Origin of the sequence: Streptomyces sp. NPDC087440 (genome assembly GCF_044744005.1) — a bacterium.
Taxonomy (GTDB): Bacteria; Actinomycetota; Actinomycetes; order Streptomycetales; family Streptomycetaceae; genus Streptomyces.
The window spans coordinates 73,718-97,672 of record NZ_JBIUXN010000014.1; the positions used below are offsets into that span (position 1 = coordinate 73,718).

Sequence of the window (23,955 nt, forward strand, 5' to 3'; positions counted from 1 at the left end):
GGCTGTTCGTACTCCCACTTCTTGATCACACAGGAGAAACACCATGGCGAAGCCGCCTGTGCGCAAGCCTAAGAAGAAGGTCTGCGCGTTCTGCAAGGACAAGACCCAGTACGTGGACTACAAGGACACGAACATGCTGCGGAAGTTCATTTCCGACCGCGGCAAGATCCGTGCCCGCCGCGTCACCGGCAACTGCACGCAGCACCAGCGTGACGTCGCCACGGCCGTCAAGAACAGCCGTGAGATGGCGCTGCTGCCCTACACGTCCACCGCGCGATAAGGAAAGGGTGACCGAAAAATGAAGATCATCCTGACCCACGAGGTCTCCGGCCTCGGTACCGCTGGCGACGTCGTCGACGTCAAGGACGGCTACGCTCGCAACTACCTGGTTCCCCGTGGCTTCGCGCTGCGCTGGACCAAGGGTGGCGAGAAGGACGTGGCGCAGATCCGCCGCGCCCGCAAGATCCACGAGATCGCGACCATCGAGCAGGCCAACGAGGTCAAGGCCAAGCTCGAGGGCACGAAGGTCAGCCTGGCCGTTCGCTCCGGCGACGCCGGCCGTCTCTTCGGCTCCGTGACCCCCGCCGACGTCGCTGCCGCGATCGTCGCCGCCGGTGGTCCGAAGGTCGACAAGCGCAGCGTCGAGCTGGGCTCCCCGATCAAGACCCTCGGTTCGCACCAGGTCTCCGTGCGTCTGCACGCCGACGTGGCCGCGAAGCTCGGCGTCGAGGTCGTTGCTGCCTGAGTGCAGCACGCCCCGGCCTGAGAAGGTCTGAGCAGTGAGAAAGGGCCGCATCCCCTCGGGGGTGTGGCCCTTTCGCATGGGCGGATGTTTCACGTGAAACGAAGCCTCCGCCGTTTCACGTGAAACAAAGTCCGCAGGGTGATCGGGGCGAGTCGTCCGGGTGGTGCGGGTGGTGCGGGCCCGGATGTTTCACGTGAAACATCCGCCGTACGTCAGCGGGTCGCGCCCGTGACGATCCAGCGGCCCGAGCGGGTCCGCCACCACAGGGTGACCATGCGGACCGCCATCATCAGCACCATCGCCCACCACAGCGCCGTCAGGCCGCCGCCCAGCGTCGGCACCAGCAGCGCCACCGGGGCGAACACCGCGAGCGTGGCGAGCATCGCCCAGGCCAGGTACGGGCCGTCGCCCGCGCCCATCAGGACACCGTCGAGCACGAAGACCACGCCCGAGATCGGCTGGCTCACGGCCACCACCAGGAGCGCGGGCAGCAGGGTGTCCCGGACGAGCTGGTCCCCGGTGAAGAGCGGGACGAAGAGGGGGCGGGCGAGAGCGACCAGGATGCCGAGGATCACACCGGCGGCGATGCCCCACTCGACCATGCGGCGGCAGGCGGCCCGTGCGCCCTCCTCGTCCCCCGCGCCCAGATAGCGGCCGATGATGGACTGCCCGGCGATGGCGATGGCGTCCAGGGCGAAGGCGAGCAGGCTCCACAGGGTCAGGATGATCTGGTGGGCGGCCACGTCCGCGTCGCCGAGCCGGGCAGCGACGGCCGTGGCGATCATCAGCACCGCGCGCAGCGACAGCGTACGGACGAGGAGGGGTGCTCCGGCCTGGGCGGAGGCCCTTATCCCGGCCGCGTCCGGGCGTAGCGAGGCGCCGTGGCGGCGGGCGCCGCGGACGACGACCACGAGGTAGACGGCGGCCATGGCCCACTGGGCGGCCACCGTGCCCCAGGCGGATCCGGCGATGCCGAGGCCGAAGCCGTACACGAGGAGCACGTTGAGGATGCCGTTGGCGACGAAGCCGCCGATGGCGACGTACAGCGGGGTCTTCGTGTCCTGGAGGCCGCGCAGGACGCCGGTGGCGGCCAGGACGACGAGCATCGCGGGGATGCCGAGGGCGGAGATGCGCAGATAGGTGATGGCGTAGGGGGCGGCGGTGTCGGAGGCGCCGAAGAGGTCGATCAGGCCGGGGGCGGTCGGCAGGACGGCGGCGATGACGACCGCACCCAGGAGCAGGGCCAGCCAGATGCCGTCCATGCCCTGGCGGATGGCGGCGGCGAGGTCGCCCGCGCCGACACGTCGGGAGACGGCCGCGGTGGTGGCGTACGCGAGGAAGACGAAGATGCTCACCGCGGTGGTGAGCAGGGCCGAGGCGATGCCGAGGCCGGCCAGCTGGGGGGTGCCGAGGTGGCCGACGATGGCGCTGTCGGCCATCAGGAAGAGGGGCTCGGCGACGAGTGCGCCGAAGGCGGGCAGGGCGAGGGCGACGATCTCGCGGTCGTGCCGACGGCGGCCTGCTTTCGATGCCGCGGGAGCCTGTGTCATGGCCTCAATCTAATCTTCCACAGGTAAGAGATGCAATGGGTCTGGGACCCTTACTGATCGCCGTTCTCCGGCTTGCGGTGTGCGCCGTTTGAAGTGATCTTGAGCTGCTGGGGAAAGTTTTTCTCCCCCACAGCCGGTGGATGGCGTTTCCGCAGGTCAGGTAGGTCACGGTGAGAGTGCTGTGAACTTGTCCACAGCGCTGTCCCCCGGTCCGTGCACAGGTTCTGGTGAGTTCTCCACAGCATCGGCGGACTTTCTCACAGGCCCTGTGGATAACCAGATTGGCTGACGGTGCCCGCGGGCCTACCGTGGACCGGCGCCCGCCCTGTCTTCCGGCCGGAATCGCCCTTTGGGCACCCACGGAAAACCGCCTCATTCGATCTGCCGGAAGCGGAAGTCGGGCGTCTCATTTGTCGGTGCCGTGCCGTAAGAAAGAGTGGCACAGCGAGGTCCGCGGAGCGGACGGGAGGAGGTGGGCCCGGTGACGATTTCCGAGCCCTTGGACGACCCCTGGGCCGACAGCGGTCCGGGTGACCGTCTGCCCGCCCGTAAGCGAGGCGGCGAGGGCCGCGGCCGCGACGACCGGCACGACCGAGGCTCCGAGGGCGGTGGCTGGGACGGCGGCGGGGGCAGCGGCTTCGAGCGCGTACCGCCGCAGGACCTGGACGCCGAGCAGTCGGTGCTCGGCGGCATGCTGCTGTCCAAGGACGCCATCGCGGACGTCGTCGAGGTCCTCAAGGGCCACGACTTCTACAAGCCCGCGCACGAGACCGTCTTCCAGGCGATCCTCGACCTGTACGCCAAGGGCGAGCCCGCCGACCCCATCACGGTCAGCGCCGAGCTCACCAAGCGCGGCGAGATCACCAAGGTCGGCGGCGCCCCGTACCTGCACACCTTGGTGCAGTCGGTGCCGACGGCGGCCAACGCCGAGTACTACGCGGAGATCGTCCACGAGCGGGCGGTGCTGCGCCGTCTCGTCGAGGCGGGCACGAAGATCACGCAGATGGGATACGCGGGCGACGGCGACGTCGACGAGATCGTCAACTCCGCGCAGGCCGAGATCTACGCCGTCACCGAGCAGCGCACCTCCGAGGACTACGCGCCGCTCGGCGACATCATGGAGGGCGCGCTCGACGAGATCGAGGCGATCGGCTCCCGCAGCGGCCAGATGTCCGGTGTGCCGACGGGCTTCACCGACCTGGACTCGCTGACCAACGGCCTGCACCCGGGCCAGATGATCGTCATCGCGGCCCGTCCCGCCATGGGAAAGTCGACCCTCGCGCTGGACTTCGCCCGTGCCTGTTCGATTCAGAACAACATGGCCAGCGTGATCTTCTCGCTCGAAATGGGCCGCAACGAGATCGCGATGCGTCTGCTGTCGGCCGAGGCGCGCGTGGCCCTGCACCACATGCGTTCGGGCTCGATGACCGACGACGACTGGACCCGGCTGGCCCGGCGGATGCCGGACGTGTCGGCCGCGCCGCTGTTCATCGACGACTCCCCGAACCTCTCCATGATGGAGATCCGCGCGAAGTGCCGTCGGCTCAAGCAGCGGCAGGACATCAAGCTGGTCATCATCGACTACCTCCAGCTCATGCAGGCCGGTGGCTCCAAGCGCAGCGAGAGCCGCCAGCAGGAGGTCTCGGACATGTCGCGAAACCTGAAGCTGCTGGCCAAGGAGCTGGAGGTGCCGGTGATCGCGCTGTCCCAGCTGAACCGTGGTCCCGAACAGCGCACCGACAAGAAGCCGATGGTCTCCGACCTGCGTGAATCCGGCTCCATCGAGCAGGACGCCGACATGGTGATCCTGCTGCACCGCGAGGACGCGTACGAGAAGGAGTCGCCCCGCGCGGGCGAGGCGGACATCATCGTCGGCAAGCACCGTAACGGTCCGACGGCGACCATCACGGTGGCCTTCCAGGGCCACTACTCGCGCTTCGTGGACATGGCCCAGACCTGACGGGCCCTGCCTCGGGGCCCCGGGGATGTCCCGCCTACGCGGGCACCGGCACACACTCGGTGAGCAGGCCGACGATGTCGCGCCAGGCGCGTTCGGCGTGCAGCGGGTGGTGGGCGACGCCGGGGACGGTTTGCTGGTCGACCGGCGGGTGGTGGAAGGCGTGCTGGGCGCCGCCGTAGACGGTGAGGCGCCAGTCCACGCCCGCGGACTGCATCTCGGCGGCGAACGCGTCGCGCTGCGCGGCGGACATGATCGGGTCCTGTGACCCGACCCCGGCCCACACGGGGCACCGGATGCGGTCGGCTTCGCCGGGGTGGCCCGTGGTCAGGGCGTTGACGGTGCCGATCGCCCGCAGGTCGACGCCGTCGCGGCCGAGCTCCAGGGCGATCAGGCCCCCGGTGCCGTAGCCGATGGCGGCGATCCGGTCGGGGTCGGTGCGCGGTTCGGCGTGGAGCACCTTGAGGGCCGCATGGCCGATGTCCCGCATCCGGGCGGGGTCGGCGAGCAGCGGTGTCGTGTGCGCCAGCATCTCGCGGGGGTCGGTGAACCAGCGTCCACCGTTGATGTCGAAGGCCAGCGCCACGTAACCCAGTTCGGCCAGGGCGTCGGCCCGGCGACGCTGGAAGTCGTTCAGTCCCACTCCCTCGGGACCGATCAGGACCGCGGGGCGGGGGCCGGTGCCGCTGGGGAGTGCGAGGTGCCCGATCATCGTCAGGCCGTCGGCGGGGTACTCGACCGTGCGTGTGGTGATCGTCGTCATGGGATCGGACCGTAGTGCGCCGTGCGCCGTACCGAGACGGGCTTCGCCAGGGGCGGAATGACGTGGAAACGGGCGGCGGAAGGGGAACCGGGCCTGCTGGGAGGGGAGTTGGGGAGGCTGCGCGAAGGTTTTGATTCGACGTGGGTGAGGGGGCGGGGGTAGTTGTGGAGCATGACTTCTTCTGCGGACGCCGCCCCCGACCGTGAGTTCACCGACCTCCTCGCGAGCACTCGTCGCTCCCTCCTGCGCCGGGTCGCCGTCGCGCAGGCCGAGGGGCGGGCGCCGTCGCTGGCTGCCGCCGTGCTGCGTGAGGGGCGAGTGGTGTGGGACGGGGTGCGTGGGACGGAGGTGGACGGGCGGGCGCCGGGGGCGGACGACCAGTACCGGATCGGGTCGATCACCAAGACGTTCACCGCGGTACTGGTGATGCGGCTGAGGGAAGAGGGGCTGCTGGGTCTCGACGACCCGCTGGAGAAGTACGTGCCGGGCACAGGTGTCGGGGATGTCACGATCCGTCAGCTCCTGGGACACACCGCCGGGTTGGCGGCCGAGACCGCCGGGCCGTGGTGGGAGCGCACGCCGGGTACGGTACGCCCGGATCTCGCCGCTGTGCTGGGCGACGTAGCCGATGAGAAGGCGGAGGCGGCGCGTCCGCATGCGGCGGGGCGGATCTTCCACTACTCCAATCCCGGTTACACGGTGCTCGGGGTGCTGGTCGAGGCGGTGCGCGGGGTGCCGTGGGCCGAGGCCGTGCGGCGCGAGATCACGGAGCCGCTGGGGCTGACCCGCACGAGCGTCCGGCCCGAGGCGCCGTACGCGGAGGGCTGGGCGGTGCACCCCTGGGCGGACGTACTGCTTCCGGAACCGGTGGAGGACCTCGGGCTGATGGCGCCCGCGGGGCAGTTGTGGTCGACGGCCGGGGACCTCTGCCGCTTCGGGGCCTTCCTGCTGCACGGCGACGACCGGGTGCTGAGTGCGGATGCGGTACGGGAGATGCGCGTGCCGGCGGCGCCGCTGGAGGCGGGCAACTGGTCCGGGACGTACGGGCTCGGGGTGCAGGTGATCCGGGCCGGGGGACGGGAACTCATCGGGCACGGCGGTTCGTTGCCGGGGTACGTGGCTGCGCTCTGGGTGGACGTCGCCGAGGGAGTGGCCGCCGCGGCACTGGCGAACGCCACCTCCGGGCCCGCGACCGGTGTGGTGGCCGCGGAGCTCGCCCTTGCGGTGATCGAGGCGGAGCCCGGTATTCCGGAGCCGTGGCGCCCGCTGCCGGAGGGCGGCGTGGACCGGGCGCTTCTTGAGCTGACCGGCGCCTGGTACTGGGGCACGCTCGCCTTCGGGCTGCGCCTGACCGGCGACGGCGGGCTCTCGCTGGGCAAGCTGGACGGCAGCGCGGGGCGCAGTTCGCGGTTCCGGGCGCTGCCGGACGGGACCTGGGTCGGGCTCGACGGGTACTACGCGGGGGAGACGCTGCGGGTGGTGCGGCGGCCGGACGGCACGGTGAGCCACCTCGATGTGGCGTCGTTCGTCTTCACCCGGGAGGCGTACGAGGCGAATGCTCCGGTTCCGGGCGGGGTGGACGCGCGGGGGTGGCGGGGGATCGGGTAGCGGACCGCAGGGTGCGGGGGCGCACCGTGATGTGCCCCCGCGCCCCCGCCCGTCAGAAGCCCCGACTGCGTCAGAGCTGGAGCTTGAAGCCCACGTGGGAGGCGGTGAACCCGAGCCGCTCGTAGAAGCGGTGGGCGTCCTTCCGGCTGACGTCCGAGGTGAGCTGCACCAACTGGCAGCCCTGGGCGCGTGATTCCTCGACCGCCCACTCGATGAACCGGGTGCCCAGGCCGCTGCCGCGCTCGTCGGCGTGGACGCGCACGCCCTCGATGATCGAGCGGGTGGCACCCTTGCGGGACAGGCCCGGGACCAGGGTGAGCTGGAGGGTGCCGACGACGCGTCCGGCGCGCTCGGCGACGACGAGCCGCTGGTTCGGGTCGGCCGCCAGGCGTTTGAAGGCCTCGGCGTACGGCGTGAGGTCGTCCGGGGACTCGCGCTGCGCGCCCAGCGGGTCGTCGGCGAGCATGGCGACGACGGCGGGCAGGTCGGCCTCGGTGGCGGGACGTATCGACAGGTCGGTCATGGCCGCAGCGTATGCCGTACGGCCCGTCGTGACCATGGACCGCCCGGCCGCGGTGACCTTGGAGCGCCCAGGTCAGGCCGGGGTGCGCAGCGCTTCCACCGTGCGGACGAGCGGGGCGAGTTCGGGGTTTTCGGCGGCGGCGTCGAGGGCCTCGCGCAGGGCGGTGTCGTTGGTGGGGCGGGCCTGGGTGAGGAGGATCTGACCGGCGTCGGTGACATCGGTGTAGATGCCTCGGCGGTCGGTGTCGCAGAGGTAGCGGGTGAGCAGGCCGCGGTCCTCCAGGCGGGTGACCAGGCGGGTGGTGGCGCTCTGGCTGAGCAGCACCGCCTCGGCGACCTGGCGCATCTGGAGGTGGCCGCCGGGTCCGCTGTGCTGTCGGCTGAGGACGTCGAGCAGCGAGTACTCGCGGACGCTCAGGTCGTGCTGGGCCTGGAGCGCCTTCTCGATGTGGGCCTCGATGCGGCTGTGCAGCAGGGAGAGCGCGCACCACCCCTGGGCGAGGGCGGTGAGCGCGGGGTCGGTGGCGGTCATCTGGTCTCTCCTCGTCCCCTTGCGCGATGGGCGGGCCGGCGCTGTGCCGTGCCATGGGCGGCCGGGGATGCGGCCCGCCACCAGGATAGGCGAACTCCGCAATATCCCGCGCTTGCAATTAATCGGCGTCTGCAATTATTGTCGACGCTCGTAGGGAACCCCTGCAAGTAATGCCCTCCTGCGGGGCAACCCCCCCTCCCCGGAAGGAACCCCATGCCGCTCGCGCTCCTCGCACTGGCCATCGGCGCCTTCGGTATCGGCACCACCGAATTCGTGATCATGGGGTTGCTCCCCGAGGTGGCCGCCGAGTACCACGTCTCGATCCCCACCGCCGGATACCTCGTCACCGGATACGGCCTCGGTGTCGTCCTCGGCGCCCCGCTCATGACCGCGCTCGGCACCCGCGTCTCCCGCAAGAACATGCTGATGCTGCTGATGGGGCTCTTCATCGCGGGCAACGTGCTCACCGCCGTCGCCCCCGCCTTCGGCGTGATGCTCGCCGGGCGGGTGGTCGCCTCCTTCACGCACGGCGCGTTCTTCGGCATCGGCTCGATCGTCGCCGCCGGAATGGTCGCACCGGACAAGAAGGCCAAGGCCCTCTCCATGGTGTTCACGGGCCTCACCCTGGCCAACGTGATCGGCGTCCCGTTCGGCACCTGGCTCGGGCAGCAGGTCAGCTGGCGGGCCACCTTCGTCGTCGTCGCCGGACTCGGCGTCCTCGGCCTCGCGGGCATCGCCAAGCTGGTGCCCGAACAGCCGAAGCCCGAGGGCGTCCGGCTGCGCGACGAGGTGGCCGCGTTCCGCAATGTGCAGGTACTGCTCGCCATGGCGATGACCGTGCTCGGCTTCGGCGGCGTCTTCGCCGCGATCACCTACATCACGCCGATGCTGACCGACGTCGCCGGTTACGCGCCGGGCTCCGTCACCTGGCTGCTGGTGCTCTTCGGCCTCGGCATGGTCGCCGGGAACCTGGTCGGCGGCCGGTACGCCGACCGCGCACTGATGCCTTTGCTGTACGTGTCCCTGGCCGGACTCGCCGTGGTCCTGGCCCTCTTCACGGTCACCGCCCACGACAAGGCCGCCGCAGCCGTCACCCTCTTCCTGATCGGCGCCTTCGGCTTCGCGACCGTGCCGCCGCTGCAGAAGCGGGTGCTGGACCAGGCCGCCGCCGCACCCACGCTGGCCTCCGCCGGGAACATCGGCGCCTTCAACCTCGGCAACTCCCTCGCGGCCTGGCTCGGCGGCCTCGTCATCGCGGGCGGGCTCGGGTTCACCGCGCCGAACTGGGTCGGTGCGGGACTGGCGGTGTCCGCGCTGGTGGTCGCCTTCGTGTCGGGCTCACTGGACCGTCGTACGGGACACAGCGGCAGCCGGGTCATCGCGGGGGGAGTGCCCGAGCCCGAGGTGACGGTGGTCGCAGCACGGCGCTGAGCTGCTCCTTCGTTACTCTCCGCCCCCGGTTCTCCGTCACAGGAGGGTCCGGGGGCGGGCCTTTTGTGCGGGGGCAAACAAGACAACCGGGCCATGCGGTGTGTTTCACGTGAAACATCGTGGTTCGGTTCGTGAGTGGGCGCGACAGGAATGGTGCCGGTGTTCCTGGGAATGCGCTGCCTCGGACCGAGGGCCCATGGGCATGGGGCGAAAGCAGCCTAGACGTAAGGAGAGATCGGAAACCCGGACTTCCCGGTCTTCACCCGTTCTGAGCGACGGGCTGACACGCTGCGACGACGGGAACTGCGGCCGACGCGCAGCCTTTTACGCCTTGCTCTCACAGAGCTCTCACTGAGGGAGAAGCGCGACCACATGACGTTCGAGGCGAGGCACAGAATGGACGCTCCGACGACGACACCGGCCGGGGACAACGGCGTGACCGGGCAGAACGGCATACCCGGGGCCGGTGCCGAGGTAGCCGGAAGAGGCACGAGCGGGGACATGAGCAGCGGGTGGTTCGACCCCGCGCCCGGGCCGCCCACAGGCACTGACACGGAGGCCCCGGCTGCGGAGGCCCGTGCTGAGGAGGCTGCGGCTGCGGGGGCTCCGGAGCCCTCCCCGCCCGTCGCCGCCCCTGCCGCAGAGGTTCCGGCGCCCTCCGTGCAGGTCCCCGACCCCGCCCCGACGGCCGCCGCGCTCTTCTTCGGGAGCACCCCGCACCGATCCCCCGCAGCCCCCCGGACCCGTCAGCCCTCCCCGGACGCGCTCCGGGTGCGCCGGACGCTGGCCGAGATCCAGCCGGTGGCGGACCGGGCCACGTCGTACTTCTACGCGCTGCTGTTCGTCCGGCATCCCGAGCTGCGGCCGATGTTCCCGCCCGCCATGGACACCCAGCGCGACCGGCTGTTCAAGGCGCTGCTGACCGCCGCCGACCACATGGACACCCCGGAGGTGCTGAGCGACTACCTGCGCCGTCTCGGCTCCGGGCACCGCAAGTACGGCACCCGGGCCGCGCACTACCCGGCCGTCGGCGAGGCCCTGATAGGAGCCCTGGCGCGGTATGCGGAGGCGGTGTGGGACGCGGAGACGGAGGCCGCCTGGGTGCGGACGTACACCGCGGTCTCGCAGATCATGATCGACGCGGCGGCGGAGAGCGAGCTGACCTCGCCCGCCTGGTGGCACGCCGAGGTCGTCGCGCACGACCTGCGCACCCCCGACATCGCCGTGGTCACGCTGCGCCCCGACCAGCCGTACCCCTTCCTGGCCGGGCAGTACACCAGCCTGGAGACCCCGTGGTGGCCGCGGATCTGGCGGCACTACTCCTTCGCGGCGGCCCCGCGCCCGGACGGACTGCTCACCCTGCACGTGAAGGCGGTCCCGGCGGGCTGGGTGTCCAACGCGCTGGTGCACCGGGCCCGCCCCGGCGACGTCCTGCGGCTCGGCCCGCCGTCCGGCTCGATGACCGTCGACCACACCACCGACAACGGGCTGCTCTGCATCGGCGGCGGCACCGGCATCGCGCCCATCAAGGCGCTGGTCGAGGACGTCGCGGAGCACGGGGAGCGACGGCCCGTCGAGGTGTTCTACGGGGCGCGCACCGACTACGACCTGTACGACATCGACACCATGCTGCGCCTGGCGAAGTCGCACTCCTGGCTGTCGGTGCGCCCGGTGGTGGACGACCGATCCCAGTTCCCGGACGCGGTGCGGCAGTTCGGCCCCTGGAACGCCTACGACGCCTACCTGTCGGGTCCGCCCGGCATGATCCGCAGCGGACTCGACGCGCTCCGCACGGTCGGCATCCCGGGCAGCCGGATACGGCACGACGCGGTGGAGGAACTCGTCGCCGCGGGCGACTAGCCCAGGTCGGGGGCGAGCAGCGCCCGTACGCCCTCGATGTTGCCGTCCAGGTAGTGCCGCAGCGACAGCGGTACGAGGTGGACGGCCGCGATGCCCACCCGGCTGAAGGGCACGCGGACGATCTCGTACTCGCCGAGCGGGTCGTCGACCTCCGGGCCGTGCCGCAGCGCCGGGTCCATGGACTCCAGGCGGCAGACGAAGAAGTGCTGCACCTTCACGCCCGCACCCGCGTTGCCCGCGATGTGCTCGACGGTGTCGACGAAGCAGGGCACCACATCGGTGATCTTCGCCCCGAGCTCCTCGTCCACCTCCCGGTGCAGGGCGTCGACGACGGAGGCGTCCTCCGGCTCGACTCCCCCGCCGGGGGTCACCCAGTACGGGTCGACGCCGGGCTTGGTGCGTTTGATGAGGACGAGGTGGTCGCCGTCGAGGAGGACGGCGCGTGCGGTGCGCTTGACCACGGGACGTTCGGTCATGGCAATAACGTGGCCCGCGCGGGGCCCGTCGAAACTCCCCGGCCCCCCTCGGCTCCCGCTCAGCACCAGTCACCGGCAGCGCGCAGCAGCCATTCGTGCGCCCGCGCGAGGTGCGGCTGGGCGAGCGTGCCGGTGCGCACGGCGAGGAAGTAGGTGCGCAGGGGAGGTACGGCGGGTTCGTACAGGGCCACCACCTCGCCCCGGGCGAGGGCGTCCGCGCAAAGGTAGCGGGGCAGTACGGCCAGGCCCGCGCCCGCGGCGGTGGCGGTCAGCACGGCGCGCAGGTCGGGGGCGACGACGGTGCCCGCGGCGGCGGGCGGGGTGTCGAAGACGGCGGCCCAGTAGCGGGCGACGAGCGGCAGGCTCTCGTGGACCTCGACCACGGGCAGGTTCTCCAGGACGACGGCGCCCTTGTCGGCGAGGAGTTCGGGGGTGAGGTGCTTGGCCCAGCGGGGGGCCGCGACCAGGACGTGCTCCTCGTCGCACAGGGCGGTGGCGGTCAGCAGCCCGCCGCGCGGCCGGTCGGTGGTGAGGGCCAGGTCGTGATGGCCGGCGGCGAGACCCTCCAGGGTCTCCTCGGAGCTGCCGAAGGCGACCCGCAGCGCAAGCCCCTGCGCGGTGAGCGGGGCCAGCGCGGGCAGTGCGCGCAGCGAGGTGAACTCCGGGGGACCGGCGAGGTGCAGGGTGCGCACCCCGGACTGGTCGTCGAGGCCGGTCTCGGTGATCTCGACGAGGGCGTCCAGGTGCGGGGCGGCCCGGTGGGCGAGCTCGTCGCCGATCGCGGTCGGGGTCACGCCGCGTGCCCGGCGCAGGAACAGGGGGCGGCCCAACTGCCGCTCCAGGGTGCGGATCTGGCCCGTGACGGCGGGCTGCGAGAGGCCGAGCAGGGCGGCGGCCCGGGTGAAGGAGCCCGCCCGGTGGACGGTGACGAAGGTGCGCAGCAGGGCCAGATCCATGTCATGCCTTCCGCGTTGCGCGGTGCCGGGCGGTGGCCGCGGACCGGGCGTCCGCCCTGTCCCGTACCACCGTCCAGGCCCCGTGGTCCGGTCCCCGCCGGTGTGCCCGAAGACGCAGTATAAATATGTCGATAGGTCTCTGTCGCTAGCGTGATTGGACACTGACGCAGAGTCAACTAGCCTTGTGCAGGCGGTTCTTCGTGCGCAGAACCGGGGCGGTCCGAGCCACGAGGGGGGAGGTTCGGACCGCCCGTCCTACGCCAGGCGGCTACTCGACGCTACTTACATGCTTGCTGCATCGAGTGGGCCGCCCGCCGTCTCCAGTGCCCGCATGAGGTCGACGAGCAGGTCGTCCGCGTCCTCCGCACCCACCGACAGCCGGATGAAGCCCTCCGGCACGGCGTCGCCGCCCCACCGCCCGCGCCGCTCGGCCGTGGACCGTACGCCGCCGAAACTGGTCGCGTCGTCCACCAGCCGCAGTGCGCCGAGGAAGCGTTCCGCGAACTCCTTGTCCGGCAGCGTGAAGGACACCACGCACCCGAAGCGCTGCATCTGGCGCACCGCGACCGTGTACGAGGGGTCCTCGGGCAGCCCCGGATAGCGCAGGTCGCTGACGTACGGGTGGCCACGCAGGGCCGTCGCGAGGACGAGGGCGCTTGCGCCCTGCCGGTCGGCGCGCAGCTGAAGCGTGGCCAGCGAGCGATGGGCGAGCCAGGCCTCCATGGGCCCGGGGATCGCCCCGACGACCTTGCGCCAGCGCCGCACCCGCGCCGCCAGCTCGGCGTCCCGGCACGTCACGTAACCGAGCAGGAGGTCGCCGTGCCCGGTGAGGCCCTTGGTGCCGCTGGCCACCGAGAAGTCGGCGCCCAGGTCGAGCGGGCGCTGCCCGAGCGGGGTGGCGAGGGTGTTGTCGACGGCGACCAGTGCGCCCGCCTCGTGGGCCGCGTCGACCAGGACGCGGATGTCGCAGACGTCGAGGCCGGGGTTGGACGGCGACTCGATCCACAGCAGCTTCGCCCCGGTGAGATGGGCGATCTGCGCCTCGCCCGCGGTGGGGGCGGTGCGCACCTCGACCCCGTACGCCTCCAGCTGCTCGCGGACCAGGGGGAGGGCCTGGTAGCCGTCGTCGGGCAGGACGACGGTGTCGCCCGCCTTCGCCTGGGAGAGCAGGACCGCCGAGATCGCGGCCATGCCGGAGGCGAAGACGACCGTGTGGGCGGCGCCGCCCGGATCCTCCAGCTCGCCGATCGCCCGTTCCAGATGGGTCCAGGTGGGGTTCTCGTCGCGGCCGTAGGTGTACGGGCCGGTGGGTTCGCCCGGCAGGTGGAAGTGGGCGGCGAACACCGGCCCCGGCAGGGTCGGCTCGTACGCGACGGGCTCGGGCAGCCCGGCCCGTACGGACCGGGTGCCGTCTCCGTCCTCGTCGGATATCGGCATGCGGGTCAGTCCCTTCCGTCGGGGAGGATCACGTTCAGCGCCCAGGACACGACGCTGATGATCAGCGCGCCGAGCACGGCGGTCCAGAAGCCCTCGACGTGGAAGGCCAGGTCGAACTTGTCGGCCAGCCACGAGGTGAGCAGCAGCATCAGGGCGTTCACGACCAGGGTGAACAGGCCCAGGGTGAGAACGAACAGCGGGAAGGACAGGAGCTTCACCACCGGCTTGACCAGGAAGTTCACCAGCCCGAAGAGCAGGGCCACGACGATCAGCGTGCCGACCTTGCGGCCGGTGCTCTCGCCGGTGAGGGTGATGTCCTGGACGAGCCACACGGCCACCCAGAGGGCGACCGCGTTGGCGATCGTCTTGACTGCGAAATTCAACATGTGTCTGATCGTGGCAGACATGATCGGTCATACCCAGGTGTGGCGGTACGCGGCGAGGAGCGGGTCAGCATGAAGGCATTCCGAGGTCAGGCATGAAGGCATTCCGACTGGACGAGCTGGAGGCGGAGCGCGCCGCGAACGACGGCGCGTATCTGCAGTTCCTCAAGGAACGGAACATGTCGGCCGGGCTGTACGCGCTCGACGCGGGCTCCACGGACCCGCAGCAGCCGCACAACGAGGACGAGATCTACTTCGTGGTGAGCGGCCGGGCGGCGATCACCGTCGGCATGGAGACGACGCAGGTGGCGCGGGGCAGCGTGGTCTACGTTCCGGCCGGAGTGGCGCACAAGTTCCACCACATCGCGGAGGACCTGCGGGTGCTGGTGGTCTTCTCCCCGCCCGAGAGCTGACCCGGAGAGCCGGCCCGGGGAGCCGGCCCGGAGAGCCGACCTGTGACCCGGCGGGCGATCCCCGAATGTTTCACGTGAAACACCCCGAGGTTCCCTAGGGGTCGGATCAGGGGTCTTCAAGGGCTGCACGGCCCCGGCAGGAGCTCTTCCGCGCCTAGCATCGAGAGCAGGGAAACACCGCAGAGCCGGGCAGGTTCCGGACCGAGGGAGAGGCAAGAAGATGGCTGCACGGGAAATATTCGAAGGTCTGCCGGGCTGGGTGAAGTGGGTCGCGATCCCCGCCCTCGTCCTCCTCGTGTTCGGCGGCGCGATCCTCACCGCGATCGGCACGCTGATCGGCCTGCTGTTCAAGCTCCTGGTCCTGGTCGCCCTGATCGGCGGTCTGATCTACGTCGTACGACGCTTCAAGTCGGGCTCCTCGTCCGGCGGCTCCTCCAAGGGCTGGTGACCCCGCGGGCGGCAGGGCCGTGGCCGCCGCTGGGCAAGTCCGTTTGGTAGCCCGTGCGGGCGTTAGCCCGCCGGGGGGAACCTGACACGTGAAAGAACTGAGGCCCCGGGCAAGGCAGTTAGGGTGAAAAACCGCTGCCGTCACCCGGGACTCCCGCTCCCCGGCGACCGCGTTGCCCCTCGGGACCCCGGGAGTGACCCATGGCCACGGCCCAGCCCACGGCCCGATCCGCCGCCGTACCCACCCCGGCCGTCCCTGCTCGGGCCGTCCCGGTCCCGGCCGGATCCGCAGGCCCAGCCGGACCCGGAGTCCCCGCCCCCGGCCCCCGCACCGCACCGGTGCCCGCGCCCGGCGGTCCCGCGTCGGCCCCCACCCTGATCGGTTCCGTCCAGCGCGCCCTGCGTCTGCTGGAGGCGGTCAGCGACCACCCCGACGGCGCCCCCGCGAAGCAGCTCGCCCGCGAGGCCGGTCTGCCGCTGCCCACTGCCTACCACCTGTTGCGCACCTTGACCCACGAGGGATATCTCCGTCGTGAGCAGGGTGTTTTTGTGCTCGGGGCCGCTGCCGGGCGGCTCGGGCGGGGAGGGGCGGGGCAGGACCGCCGCGAGGTGGTCACCGAGACGATGGAGCGGTGGCGCGACACGCTCGGGGTCGCGGTGTATTTCGCCGTCTACCGCGAGGGCGAGGTCGAACTGACGGCCCTCGCCGAGAGCATCGAACACCCCGCCGTCGAGGAGTGGGCCGACCTCCGCGAGACCGCGCACGCGCACGCGATCGGCCAGTGCCTGCTGTCCCAGCTGGACACTCCGGCCCGCCGCGACCACCTCGACCGCCACCCCGTCGAACCCCTCACCCCGTACACGGTGCGTGACGCATCCGCCCTGTTGGGGAGGCTGGCGACGGTCGAGCGGATGCAGACGGTGGTCGAGCGCCAGGAGTACGCGCTGGGCACGGTGTGCGCCGCGATTCCGGTGACGATCGGGCTGACGGCGGCGGTGCTGGCGATCTCCCTGCCGTTCGACCAGGAGTACCGGTTGAGGCCCGCGATCGAATGTATGCGCGGCGAAGTGGGTGAGGTCGTCCGTTCGCTCATGTTCTCTATCAGTATCTGAAAACTCACTCCTTGTGATCTGTTACTGCTTCAAGCACGATGACGTCAAGAGGGCCGGAGGGGATCGTTCCGGCCACTTTCATCTACGGCAGGGTTGGCTATGCGCGAGTCGGTTCAGGCAGAGGTCATGATGAGCTTCCTCGTCTCTGAGGAGCTCTCCTTTCGCATTCCGGTGGAGCTCATGTACGAGGCGAAGGACCCGTACGCGATCCGCCTGACCTTTCACCTGCCCGGCGATGCCCCTGTGACCTGGGCTTTCGGTCGCGAACTGCTGGTCGACGGAATCAACGAACCCTGCGGCGAGGGAGATGTGCATATTTCGCCGACCGATCCGGACGAACTCGCCGACGTCCACATCCGGCTCCAGGTCGGCGGCGACCGGGCGCTGTTCCGGGCGAGCGCAGCCCCGCTGGTCGCCTTCCTGGACCGCACCGACAAGCTGGTCCCGCTCGGCCAGGAGCACACGCAGAGTAACTACGCGGGGTGCCTGGAGGACGAGCTCGGCCGCATCCTCGCGGAGGAGAACGCGGGCTGACCCCAGCCCGCGTCGCCGGCTCCGGTCGGCGTCAGCCCTTGCGGCGCCGGCCGCGTCCGCCTCGTACCGGACGAGCGCCCGGCGTCGTACCACCAGAACCAGCACCAGCACCAGAGCCAGCACCGGCGCCGGTGCCGGAAAGAGCACCAGCACCGGAGCCCGAGCGGTCCGCGGAGACCACCAGGGCGGCGAGCGCCGTGGTGACCGGCACCGAGGCCACCAGACCGATGGAGCCGACCAGGGTGCGGACGATCTCCTCCGCGACCAGCTCGCTGTTGGCCACCGTGCCGACGCTGGACTGGGCGATGGAGAACAGCAGCAACAGGGGCAGTGCGGCGCCCGCGTAGGCGAGCACAAGGGTGTTCACGACGGACGCGATGTGGTCGCGGCCGATGCGGATGCCCGCCCGGTACAGCGCGCGCGGGCCCATCGTCGGGTCGGCCTGGTGCAGCTCCCAGACGGCGGAGGTCTGGGTGACCGTGACGTCGTCCAGGACGCCGAGCGAGCCGATGATGACGCCCGCGAGGAGCAGGCCGCTCATGTCGATCGACGGATAGAGGCTGTGGATCAGGCCGGTGTTGTCGTCGATGTTGCCCGACAGGAACGCCCAGCCGATGAAGAGCGACCCGAGCAGCCCGATCAGCAGCAGCGAGATCAGCGTGCCGATGACGGCGACGGAGGTGCGCGCGTTCAGGCCGTGGCAGGCGTACAGGGCGATCAGCATGATGGCGCTCGCCCCGACCACCGCCACGACCAGGGGATTCGACCCCTGGAGGATGGCCGGGAGGATGAACAGGGTCAGCACCGCGAACGACGCCACCAGCGCGACCAGCGCCATGACGCCCTTCATCCGGCCGACGACGACCACCGCGACGGCGAAGACCCCGGCGAGCAGGGTGAGCGGCAGCTTGCGGTCCACGTCGATCACCGAGTACTGGAGATCGCGCGGGGCGTTCGGTGCGTACGCGACGACGACCTTCTGACCCTGCTTCAACTGCCGGGAGGATTCCGGCTGGACGATCTCGGTGAAGGTGCGGCCCTTGTTCGCGCCGGTGGTCACCTCGACGCCGGCCTTCTTGCACGCGGTGGCCTTGTCCGGGGGCGCCGCCTGATCGCCCTGCGCCGCCTGTTCGCCCTGTGCGGGCTGCTGCGGGGCGACGTTGGCGTCCTTGCAGTCGATGGTGTCGACGGCGACGACCCTGCCCTGCTCGGTCTGCCGGTCGAAGCCGACTCCGGTGCGCTCGTGGGCGGGTGCGCCGCCCGGCCACAGGATCGCCAGTCCCACGAGGACGGCGGTCGCGAAGGGGATCAGCACGGCCGCGATCACCTTGCGCAGGTGCTTCGACACCGGCGCGGCGGGGCCGTGACTGTGGCTGTGGCCGTGCCCATGACCAGCGGCGGGGGGCGGCTGAGGGGGCGTCGGCTGGGAGGGGGGCTGTGGTGGGGTCACGAGGCGATCATCGCAAGAACGACAGGGGCCCTCTGGTCAGCGCGCCCGGCATGGCGCTAGCGTGGGGGCACCTTTGCACACGCGGGAGCTCGGAGCACCGGGCTGAGAGGGCGCTGACCTCCGTACACGAACGTACGGAAACGGCTGCGTCGACCGCTGAACCTGTTACCGGGTAATGCCGGCGTAGGGAGTAGGTCTCATGACCACGATGGATGCACGCACGCCTGCCTCTGACCAGGACGGGCGCACGCCCGGCTGGCACAAGGGGTACGTCGAGGGATCGCGCCCGGACCTGCGGGTGCCGGTCCGTCAGGTGCACCTGACCAACGGGAAGGACGTGACGCTGTACGACACGTCCGGCCCGTACACCGACCCGACCGTCGCGACGGACGTGCGGCGGGGCCTGGCCCCCCTGCGCGAGAACTGGATCGTCGGGCGCGGCGACACCGAGGAGTACGCGGGCCGTCCGGTCCGGCCCGAGGACGACGGCATCAAGCACACGTCCCCGCGCGGGGGCCTCAGGAACCTCGACGCGGTCTTCCCCGGCCGCCCGCGCCAGCCCCGCAGGGGCCGCGACGGGGTAGCGGTGACGCAGCTCGCGTATGCGCGGCGCGGGGAGATCACCCCCGAGATGGAGTACGTGGCGATCCGGGAGAACGTTTCTCCCGAGGTTGTACGGGAGGAGATCGCCGCAGGTCGGGCGGTGCTGCCCGCGAACGTGAACCACCCGGAGATCGAGCCGATGATCATCGGCAAGCGGTTCCTGGTGAAGGTGAACGCCAACATCGGCAATTCCGCGGTCACTTCCTCCATCGAGGAGGAGGTGGACAAGATGACCTGGGCGACCCAGTGGGGCGCCGACACGGTCATGGACCTGTCCACCGGCCGCAACATCCACACCACCCGCGAGTGGATCCTGCGCAACGCGCCCGTCCCGATCGGCACGGTCCCGCTCTACCAGGCGCTGGAGAAGGTCGACGGCCGCGCCGAGGAGCTGACCTGGGAGGTCTACAAGGACACAGTCATCGAGCAGGCCGAGCAGGGCGTGGACTACATGACCGTCCACGCGGGCGTGCGCCTGGCGTATGTTCCGCTGACCGCGCGCCGCAAGACCGGCATCGTCTCGCGCGGCGGGTCGATCATGGCGGCCTGGTGCCTGGCGCACCACCGGGAGTCGTTCCTGTACGAGCACTTCGAGGAGCTCTGCGAGATCCTCGCCTCCTACGACGTGACGTACTCCCTCGGCGACGGGCTGCGGCCGGGGTCGATCGCGGACGCCAACGACCAGGCGCAGTTCGCGGAGTTGAAGACGCTCGGGGAACTCAACACGATCGCCAAGCGTTTCCACGTACAGACCATGATCGAGGGCCCGGGACACGTCCCGATGCACAAGATCAAGGAGAACATCGACCTCCAGCAGGAGATCTGCGAGGAGGCGCCGTTCTACACGCTCGGCCCGCTGACGACCGATGTGGCGCCCGCCTACGACCACATCACCTCCGGCATCGGCGCCGCGATGATCGCCTGGTGGGGCACCGCGATGCTCTGCTACGTGACGCCCAAGGAGCACCTGGGGCTGCCCAACCGGGACGACGTGAAGACCGGCGTCATCACGTACAAGATCGCCGCGCACGCGGCGGACCTCGCCAAGGGGCACCCGGGTGCGCAGGAGTGGGACGATGCGCTCAGCGACGCGCGGTTCGAGTTCCGCTGGGAGGACCAGTTCAACCTGGCCCTCGACCCGGACACGGCACGGGAGTTCCACGACGAGACGCTTCCCGCCGAGCCCGCGAAGACGGCGCACTTCTGCTCCATGTGCGGGCCGAAGTTCTGCTCGATGAAGATCTCGCAGGACATCCGCCGTGAGCACGGGGGGACGGCGGAGGAGATCGAGGCGGGCATGGCGGAGAAGTCCGCGGAGTTCGCGGCGGCGGGCAACCGGGTGTATCTGCCGATCGCGGAGTAGCCCCGTGCGGCGGCCACGGCCCGTAGTACCGGATCGGATCACTCCGGTGTATCGGATCGGATCACTCTGGTTTGTGGTCCGGGCCGCCGTAGTCGGGGCTGGAGAAGTCCGGGCTGCTGAAGCTGGGGCGGGTCCTGTGACCGTTGTTGTTGCTGTTGTCGCCGGGGCTGCTGAAGTCCGGCCGTGAGTACCCGAGACCGGGGATGCGGCCGGACTGCCGGGGCGGTTCGGGCGAGGAGGAGGCCGGGTCGGGCGGTTTGGCGAGGGCCTCGCGCAGGAACGGGACGATGCCCCGCTCCAGGAGTGCTTCCTTCCAGGCGTCCCTGGCCCGGTCGACCTCCTCCGTGCTCGCGTCCCGGTGGCCGACCTGGAAGGCGGTCGAGCCGTTGCGCAGCGCGGTGAACAGCAGGCCCACCGCCGCGCCCAGCAGCCCCGCCGCGGTCAGCGCCCCGAAGACCCACCCGGCGGTCAACAGGGCGTCGGCGATGGCGGGCGGCGGGTTCAGCATCCGCAGCGAGAAGCCGACGAGCAGCAGCACCACGGCGGCGATCCCGGCCAGCACGGGGGTCAGCACGGCGACGACGGCGATCGCACCGGCGCCGGTCGCCTCGGCGTTCTCGCCGACCCCGGGCGCGAGCAGGGTGGCGGCGGGCAGGGAGGGCGCGCGCAGCTCACCGCGCACCTTCACGTAGTGGTCGTACTCGGTCAGCGCGTGACCGTTGATTATTTCCCTGGCGTTGAGCGCGGCGGTGCGCAGCTGCTCGCTGTTCAGCCGCCCGCCCTCCGCGGCGAGTTCCGGGCGTTCGTGCGCGGTGCGCAGTGCTTCGTCGAGGGTCCGCTCGAACTCCGGGCGGTCCTCGGCCAGCAGGTGCGGAGCGCTGTTCATGTGCATCCCCCGATGCTCCGTAGGGCCGGGTTGCCCGCTTCGGTGGGGCGGTTGGGCGGAAACGGAGGAGAGCCTGCTACGGATAACCCGATGGTAGAGCCGTTACGGCACGGGGTGACAGAGGGTTTCCGGAAATTGGCACGCCGGTGGGAGTGTGTTCGTACGGCGCACGTACGAGTCCGTGACGCTCAGTCATCCAACGGGAGTTGGACCACCAGGAGCTTTCCGGCCATGGTCACGCCGCCGTCCATGGCGATCGCGAGCGCGTCCGCGTAGACGTGCGGACCCTCCACGACCGGCCCCGAGCTGCCCTCTCCGTCGGAGGTGTCCTCGTTGCCGACCTCGCCGAGGAGGTACGGGATGGGGCTGTGACCGTGGACGATGCGCTCGCCGCCATATGCGGCCAGCAGTTCCCGCACGGCGTCGGAGCCGCCTTCGTCACGGAACGCGAAGCGCTTGGTGAATTTACGGAAGACGTCCCAGCACTCGTCGGCGTCGTTGCGCGTGAGGATGTCGTGCACCGTGTCGTTGACGTCCTCGATGGTGCTGCCGTAGTCGAGGTAGGCCGTGGTGTCGGAGTGCGTCAGCAGATGCCCGTCTTCCAGGGCGACGGCGTCCAGGCGTGCCATCCACTGCAGGTGTACGTCCTGGAGGCGCTCCATGTCGTGCTTCTGGCCGCCGTTCAGCAGCCAGGCGGCCTGGAAGGTGGCGGTGCCGGCGCCGGAGTTGACGGGGGTGTCGCCGAAGCGGCGGGCGCCGAGCAGGAGCAGCTCGTGGTTGCCCATGAGGGCCTTGCAGTAGCCGCCGGCTGCGGCCGCCTCGGCGGACAGCCGCATCACCAGGTCGATGACGCCGATGCCGTCGGGGCCGCGGTCGGTGAAGTCGCCGAGGAACCACAGGCGCGCGTTGCCCGCCGACCAGTGGCCCTCCTCGTCGATCAGACCCTGCTCGTGCAGGGCGTCCAGCAGCTCCACCAGGTAGCCGTGCACGTCGCCGACGACGAACAGCGGGCCGAGGCCCTCGCCCTCGGGCTGCGCGGCGAAGTCGGGCTGCGGGATGCGCAGGGTGTCGCCGGGGCCCCGGTCGTCCCGGGTGATCACCGGGAGGTCGCGCTGGGTGGGGGTGTAGCCCTCGGGCTCGTCGCCCTCGTCGAAGGGGGGCTCGGGGTCGTACGTCTCCTGCACCGGTGTGTACGCCTCCTGCACAGCTGCGTACGTTTCCTTCACAGGTGCGTACGTCTCCTGCTCGGGGATGTACGGGCGCTCCGCGAACGCCTGCTCACCGGCGAACGCCTGCTCGCCGGCGGATGTCTGCCCTCCGGCGTACGCCTGCGCTCCCGCGTGCACGTGCTCTTCCGCAAGCAACGGTTCCCCCGCATGCGCCTGCTCCGCGTCGTACGTCGCGACGGGGGCCTGCGCATAGGGAGGCACCCGGAAGTCCCGCAACGTAGCCGTACGCACCGCGGGTCCCTGACCGGCCCCCTGAGTCATTGACCCCTCCACCACCGTCGCACCGCCGTACACCTTGGGGTCCCACCTGGTCTCGGGTGGTCCGCTGTGTCGTGCGCCCATCATAGGAATGCGGCCCGCGCTGTGTGAGGCACCAGGGGTGGTGAATCCGGGTACACCCCCGGTTCACCAGTTGTTTCGCCCGGATTGCGGAGATCGGTCCCGGTGTTGATTTCGGGGCGGCTCCCCGCCTGCCGCCCCGCGCACCCCTGCGTCCGCCCCCTCGGGGCTCCCTCAGTCCCCCGACGGCGACCGCGGCGCGCTCACCGTGGTGCGCGGAGGGCGCCGCTGGGAGGACGTACGGATGATGAGCTCGGTCGGTATCACCTGCTCGACGGGCCGCCCGGTGTCCAGTCCCTCGATGGCGTCGATGAGGAGCTGCACGACCGCCGTGCCGATCCGGCGGGGCTTGAGGGAGAGCGTCGTGATGGGCGGTTCGGTGCTCGCGTACACCGTCGACTCCGAGCAGCAGACGAGCAGCAGGTCCTCCGGGACGCGCAGCCCGTAGCGGCGGGCGGCGGCCAGCAGGTCGGTGCCGTTGGGGTCGAAGAGGCCGTACACGGCGTCCGGGCGGTCCGGGCGGGCGAGCAGCCGGTCGGCCGCGACGGCGCCCGCGCACGGGTCGTGCGCCGGGTAGGACTCGTACACCGGGTCCTGGCCGACGCGCTCGCACCAGCGCAGGTACGCGGTGGTGGAGAGCCGGGTGTAGGTGTCCGTGGTGGTGCCGGTGAGCAGGCCGATGCGGCGGGCGCCGGCGTCGGCGAGGTGGTCGAGGAGTTCGAGCACGGCGGCCTCGTGGTCGTTGTCGACCCACGCGGTGACCGGCAGCGCCCCGGACGGGCGGCCGTCGGAGACGACGGGCAGGCCCTGGCGCATCAGCTCGGTGACGACCTGGTCGTCGTCGGAGGGGTCGATGACGACGGTCCCGTCGAGCGCGACGTTCTGCCACACGTCGAAGGGGCTGTGCCGGGAGGAGGCGGGGAGGATGACGAGGGCGTAGCCGCGGGCGAGGGCGGCCGAGGTAGCGGCCCTGGCCATCTCCGCGAAGTACGCGAACTCGGTGAAGGTGAAAGGTTCATCCCCGTACGTCGTCACGGTCAGGCCGATCAGGCCCGACTTTCCGGTACGGAGGGTGCGGGCCGCGGCGGACGGGCGGTAGCCCAGCCGGTCGGCGACTTCGCGAACGTGGCGGCGGGTGGCGTCCGGGAGCCGTCCCTTGCCGTTGAGGGCGTCGGAGACGGTCGTGATGGAGACACCGGCTGCGGCGGCGACATCCCGGATGCCCGCTCGTCCTGGCCGACTGCCTCGCCGGGGTGTCTCGGTCCGGCTCACCTGATGCTTCCCTGCTGCTGTCATGGCGAGCCGATATTAGGGCTCAGGGGGCCGATTGGCTGCCGTGCATATGCTCCTGGTAGCAG

The 23,955-nt window shown here is 70.7% G+C and carries 23 protein-coding genes and 1 riboswitch; of the genes, 11 read left to right on the forward strand and 12 right to left on the reverse strand.

Annotated features, from left to right (window positions below; genetic code table 11):
- The first annotated feature begins 43 nt into the window (after nt 1–43).
- A complete protein-coding gene (gene rpsR, locus ACIO3O_RS25820; protein ID WP_003967857.1) occupies nt 44–280 on the forward strand; it encodes a 30S ribosomal protein S18 in 237 nt (78 codons plus the stop codon).
- Nucleotides 281–298: 18 nt separating this feature from the next.
- Complete coding sequence (gene rplI, locus ACIO3O_RS25825; RefSeq protein ID WP_189822551.1) at nt 299–745, forward strand: 50S ribosomal protein L9; 447 nt, start codon at nt 299–301, stop codon at nt 743–745.
- A 212-nt stretch (nt 746–957) separates the two neighbouring features.
- Here rplI and ACIO3O_RS25830 read toward each other — a convergent pair whose 3' ends face one another.
- Nucleotides 958–2,295 (reverse strand): MATE family efflux transporter, encoded by a 1,338-nt coding sequence (locus ACIO3O_RS25830; RefSeq protein ID WP_401749700.1) that lies wholly within the window; start codon nt 2,293–2,295, stop codon nt 958–960.
- Between the two features lie 481 nt (nt 2,296–2,776).
- Between ACIO3O_RS25830 and dnaB the strand changes: the two genes are divergently transcribed.
- Nucleotides 2,777–4,255: a replicative DNA helicase gene (gene dnaB, locus ACIO3O_RS25835; protein WP_401749701.1), complete on the forward strand. Its 1,479-nt coding sequence runs from the start codon at nt 2,777–2,779 to the stop codon at nt 4,253–4,255.
- Between the two features lie 34 nt (nt 4,256–4,289).
- Here dnaB and ACIO3O_RS25840 read toward each other — a convergent pair whose 3' ends face one another.
- Nucleotides 4,290–5,015 (reverse strand): dienelactone hydrolase family protein, encoded by a 726-nt coding sequence (locus tag ACIO3O_RS25840; RefSeq protein ID WP_401749704.1) that lies wholly within the window; start codon nt 5,013–5,015, stop codon nt 4,290–4,292.
- 171 nt (nt 5,016–5,186) lie between these two features.
- Between ACIO3O_RS25840 and ACIO3O_RS25845 the strand changes: the two genes are divergently transcribed.
- Complete coding sequence (locus tag ACIO3O_RS25845; RefSeq protein WP_401749707.1) at nt 5,187–6,623, forward strand: serine hydrolase domain-containing protein; 1,437 nt, start codon at nt 5,187–5,189, stop codon at nt 6,621–6,623.
- Nucleotides 6,624–6,693: 70 nt separating this feature from the next.
- Here ACIO3O_RS25845 and ACIO3O_RS25850 read toward each other — a convergent pair whose 3' ends face one another.
- A complete protein-coding gene (locus tag ACIO3O_RS25850; protein ID WP_401749709.1) occupies nt 6,694–7,146 on the reverse strand; it encodes a GNAT family N-acetyltransferase in 453 nt (150 codons plus the stop codon).
- A 72-nt stretch (nt 7,147–7,218) separates the two neighbouring features.
- Entirely contained in the window at nt 7,219–7,677 is a 459-nt protein-coding gene (locus ACIO3O_RS25855; protein ID WP_401749711.1) for a MarR family winged helix-turn-helix transcriptional regulator, read from the reverse strand.
- Nucleotides 7,678–7,890: 213 nt separating this feature from the next.
- Here ACIO3O_RS25855 and ACIO3O_RS25860 point away from each other — a divergent pair, with 213 nt between their 5' ends.
- Both ACIO3O_RS25860 and ACIO3O_RS25865 read left to right on the forward strand, forming a co-directional pair.
- Nucleotides 7,891–9,108, forward strand: a complete 1,218-nt coding sequence (locus tag ACIO3O_RS25860; protein ID WP_401749713.1) for an MFS transporter — start codon at nt 7,891–7,893, stop codon at nt 9,106–9,108.
- Nucleotides 9,109–9,504: 396 nt separating this feature from the next.
- On the forward strand, nt 9,505–10,968 hold the full coding sequence (locus ACIO3O_RS25865) for a globin domain-containing protein (RefSeq protein WP_401749715.1): 1,464 nt from the start codon (nt 9,505–9,507) through the stop codon (nt 10,966–10,968).
- Here ACIO3O_RS25865 and ACIO3O_RS25870 read toward each other — a convergent pair.
- From ACIO3O_RS25870 to ACIO3O_RS25885, 4 genes are all read right to left on the reverse strand, one after another.
- Nucleotides 10,965–11,444 carry an NUDIX domain-containing protein gene (locus tag ACIO3O_RS25870; RefSeq protein ID WP_401749717.1) on the reverse strand — a complete coding sequence of 160 codons (480 nt, stop codon included), beginning with the start codon at nt 11,442–11,444 and terminating at the stop codon, nt 10,965–10,967. The genes ACIO3O_RS25865 and ACIO3O_RS25870 overlap by 4 nt on opposite strands.
- Before the next feature lie 59 nt (nt 11,445–11,503).
- Complete coding sequence (locus ACIO3O_RS25875) at nt 11,504–12,400, reverse strand: LysR family transcriptional regulator (protein ID WP_401749719.1); 897 nt, start codon at nt 12,398–12,400, stop codon at nt 11,504–11,506.
- A 282-nt stretch (nt 12,401–12,682) separates the two neighbouring features.
- On the reverse strand, nt 12,683–13,837 hold the full coding sequence (locus ACIO3O_RS25880) for a cystathionine gamma-lyase (protein WP_401749721.1): 1,155 nt from the start codon (nt 13,835–13,837) through the stop codon (nt 12,683–12,685).
- A 5-nt stretch (nt 13,838–13,842) separates the two neighbouring features.
- Nucleotides 13,843–14,223, reverse strand: coding sequence for a phage holin family protein (locus ACIO3O_RS25885; RefSeq protein WP_401749723.1), 381 nt, complete (start codon nt 14,221–14,223; stop codon nt 13,843–13,845).
- Between the two features lie 92 nt (nt 14,224–14,315).
- Between ACIO3O_RS25885 and ACIO3O_RS25890 the strand changes: the two genes are divergently transcribed.
- The 4 genes from ACIO3O_RS25890 (at nt 14,316) to ACIO3O_RS25905 (ending at nt 16,727) form a co-directional block, all read left to right on the forward strand.
- Nucleotides 14,316–14,633, forward strand: coding sequence for a cupin domain-containing protein (locus ACIO3O_RS25890; protein ID WP_401749725.1), 318 nt, complete (start codon nt 14,316–14,318; stop codon nt 14,631–14,633).
- A gap of 220 nt (nt 14,634–14,853) precedes the next feature.
- Nucleotides 14,854–15,081 (forward strand): DUF5326 family protein, encoded by a 228-nt coding sequence (locus ACIO3O_RS25895; RefSeq protein WP_401749727.1) that lies wholly within the window; start codon nt 14,854–14,856, stop codon nt 15,079–15,081.
- 374 nt (nt 15,082–15,455) lie between these two features.
- The gene (locus tag ACIO3O_RS25900) at nt 15,456–16,193 is read left to right on the forward strand and encodes an IclR family transcriptional regulator (protein WP_401750010.1); all 738 of its coding nucleotides are present in this window, start codon (nt 15,456–15,458) and stop codon (nt 16,191–16,193) included.
- Between the two features lie 99 nt (nt 16,194–16,292).
- A complete protein-coding gene (locus ACIO3O_RS25905; RefSeq protein ID WP_401749729.1) occupies nt 16,293–16,727 on the forward strand; it encodes an SsgA family sporulation/cell division regulator in 435 nt (144 codons plus the stop codon).
- Between the two features lie 31 nt (nt 16,728–16,758).
- On the opposite strand, the gene ACIO3O_RS25910 is transcribed toward ACIO3O_RS25905, so the two are convergent.
- Nucleotides 16,759–18,177: a YibE/F family protein gene (locus ACIO3O_RS25910; protein WP_401749732.1), complete on the reverse strand. Its 1,419-nt coding sequence runs from the start codon at nt 18,175–18,177 to the stop codon at nt 16,759–16,761.
- A 71-nt stretch (nt 18,178–18,248) separates the two neighbouring features.
- Nucleotides 18,249–18,384: riboswitch (TPP riboswitch) on the forward strand.
- Between ACIO3O_RS25910 and thiC the strand changes: the two genes are divergently transcribed.
- Complete coding sequence (gene thiC / locus ACIO3O_RS25915) at nt 18,377–20,143, forward strand: phosphomethylpyrimidine synthase ThiC (RefSeq protein ID WP_401749734.1); 1,767 nt, start codon at nt 18,377–18,379, stop codon at nt 20,141–20,143. (Overlaps the previous riboswitch by 8 nt.)
- 61 nt (nt 20,144–20,204) lie before the next feature.
- On the opposite strand, the gene ACIO3O_RS25920 is transcribed toward thiC, so the two are convergent.
- The 3 genes from ACIO3O_RS25920 to ACIO3O_RS25930 all read right to left on the reverse strand — a co-directional run bounded on the left by ACIO3O_RS25920 (nt 20,205) and on the right by ACIO3O_RS25930 (nt 23,893).
- Nucleotides 20,205–21,035 carry a hypothetical protein gene (locus ACIO3O_RS25920; RefSeq protein ID WP_401749736.1) on the reverse strand — a complete coding sequence of 277 codons (831 nt, stop codon included), beginning with the start codon at nt 21,033–21,035 and terminating at the stop codon, nt 20,205–20,207.
- Nucleotides 21,036–21,217: 182 nt separating this feature from the next.
- Entirely contained in the window at nt 21,218–22,519 is a 1,302-nt protein-coding gene (locus ACIO3O_RS25925; RefSeq protein WP_401749738.1) for a metallophosphoesterase, read from the reverse strand.
- Nucleotides 22,520–22,771: 252 nt separating this feature from the next.
- Nucleotides 22,772–23,893: a LacI family DNA-binding transcriptional regulator gene (locus ACIO3O_RS25930; protein WP_189822572.1), complete on the reverse strand. Its 1,122-nt coding sequence runs from the start codon at nt 23,891–23,893 to the stop codon at nt 22,772–22,774.
- Nucleotides 23,894–23,955 lie beyond the last annotated feature (62 nt).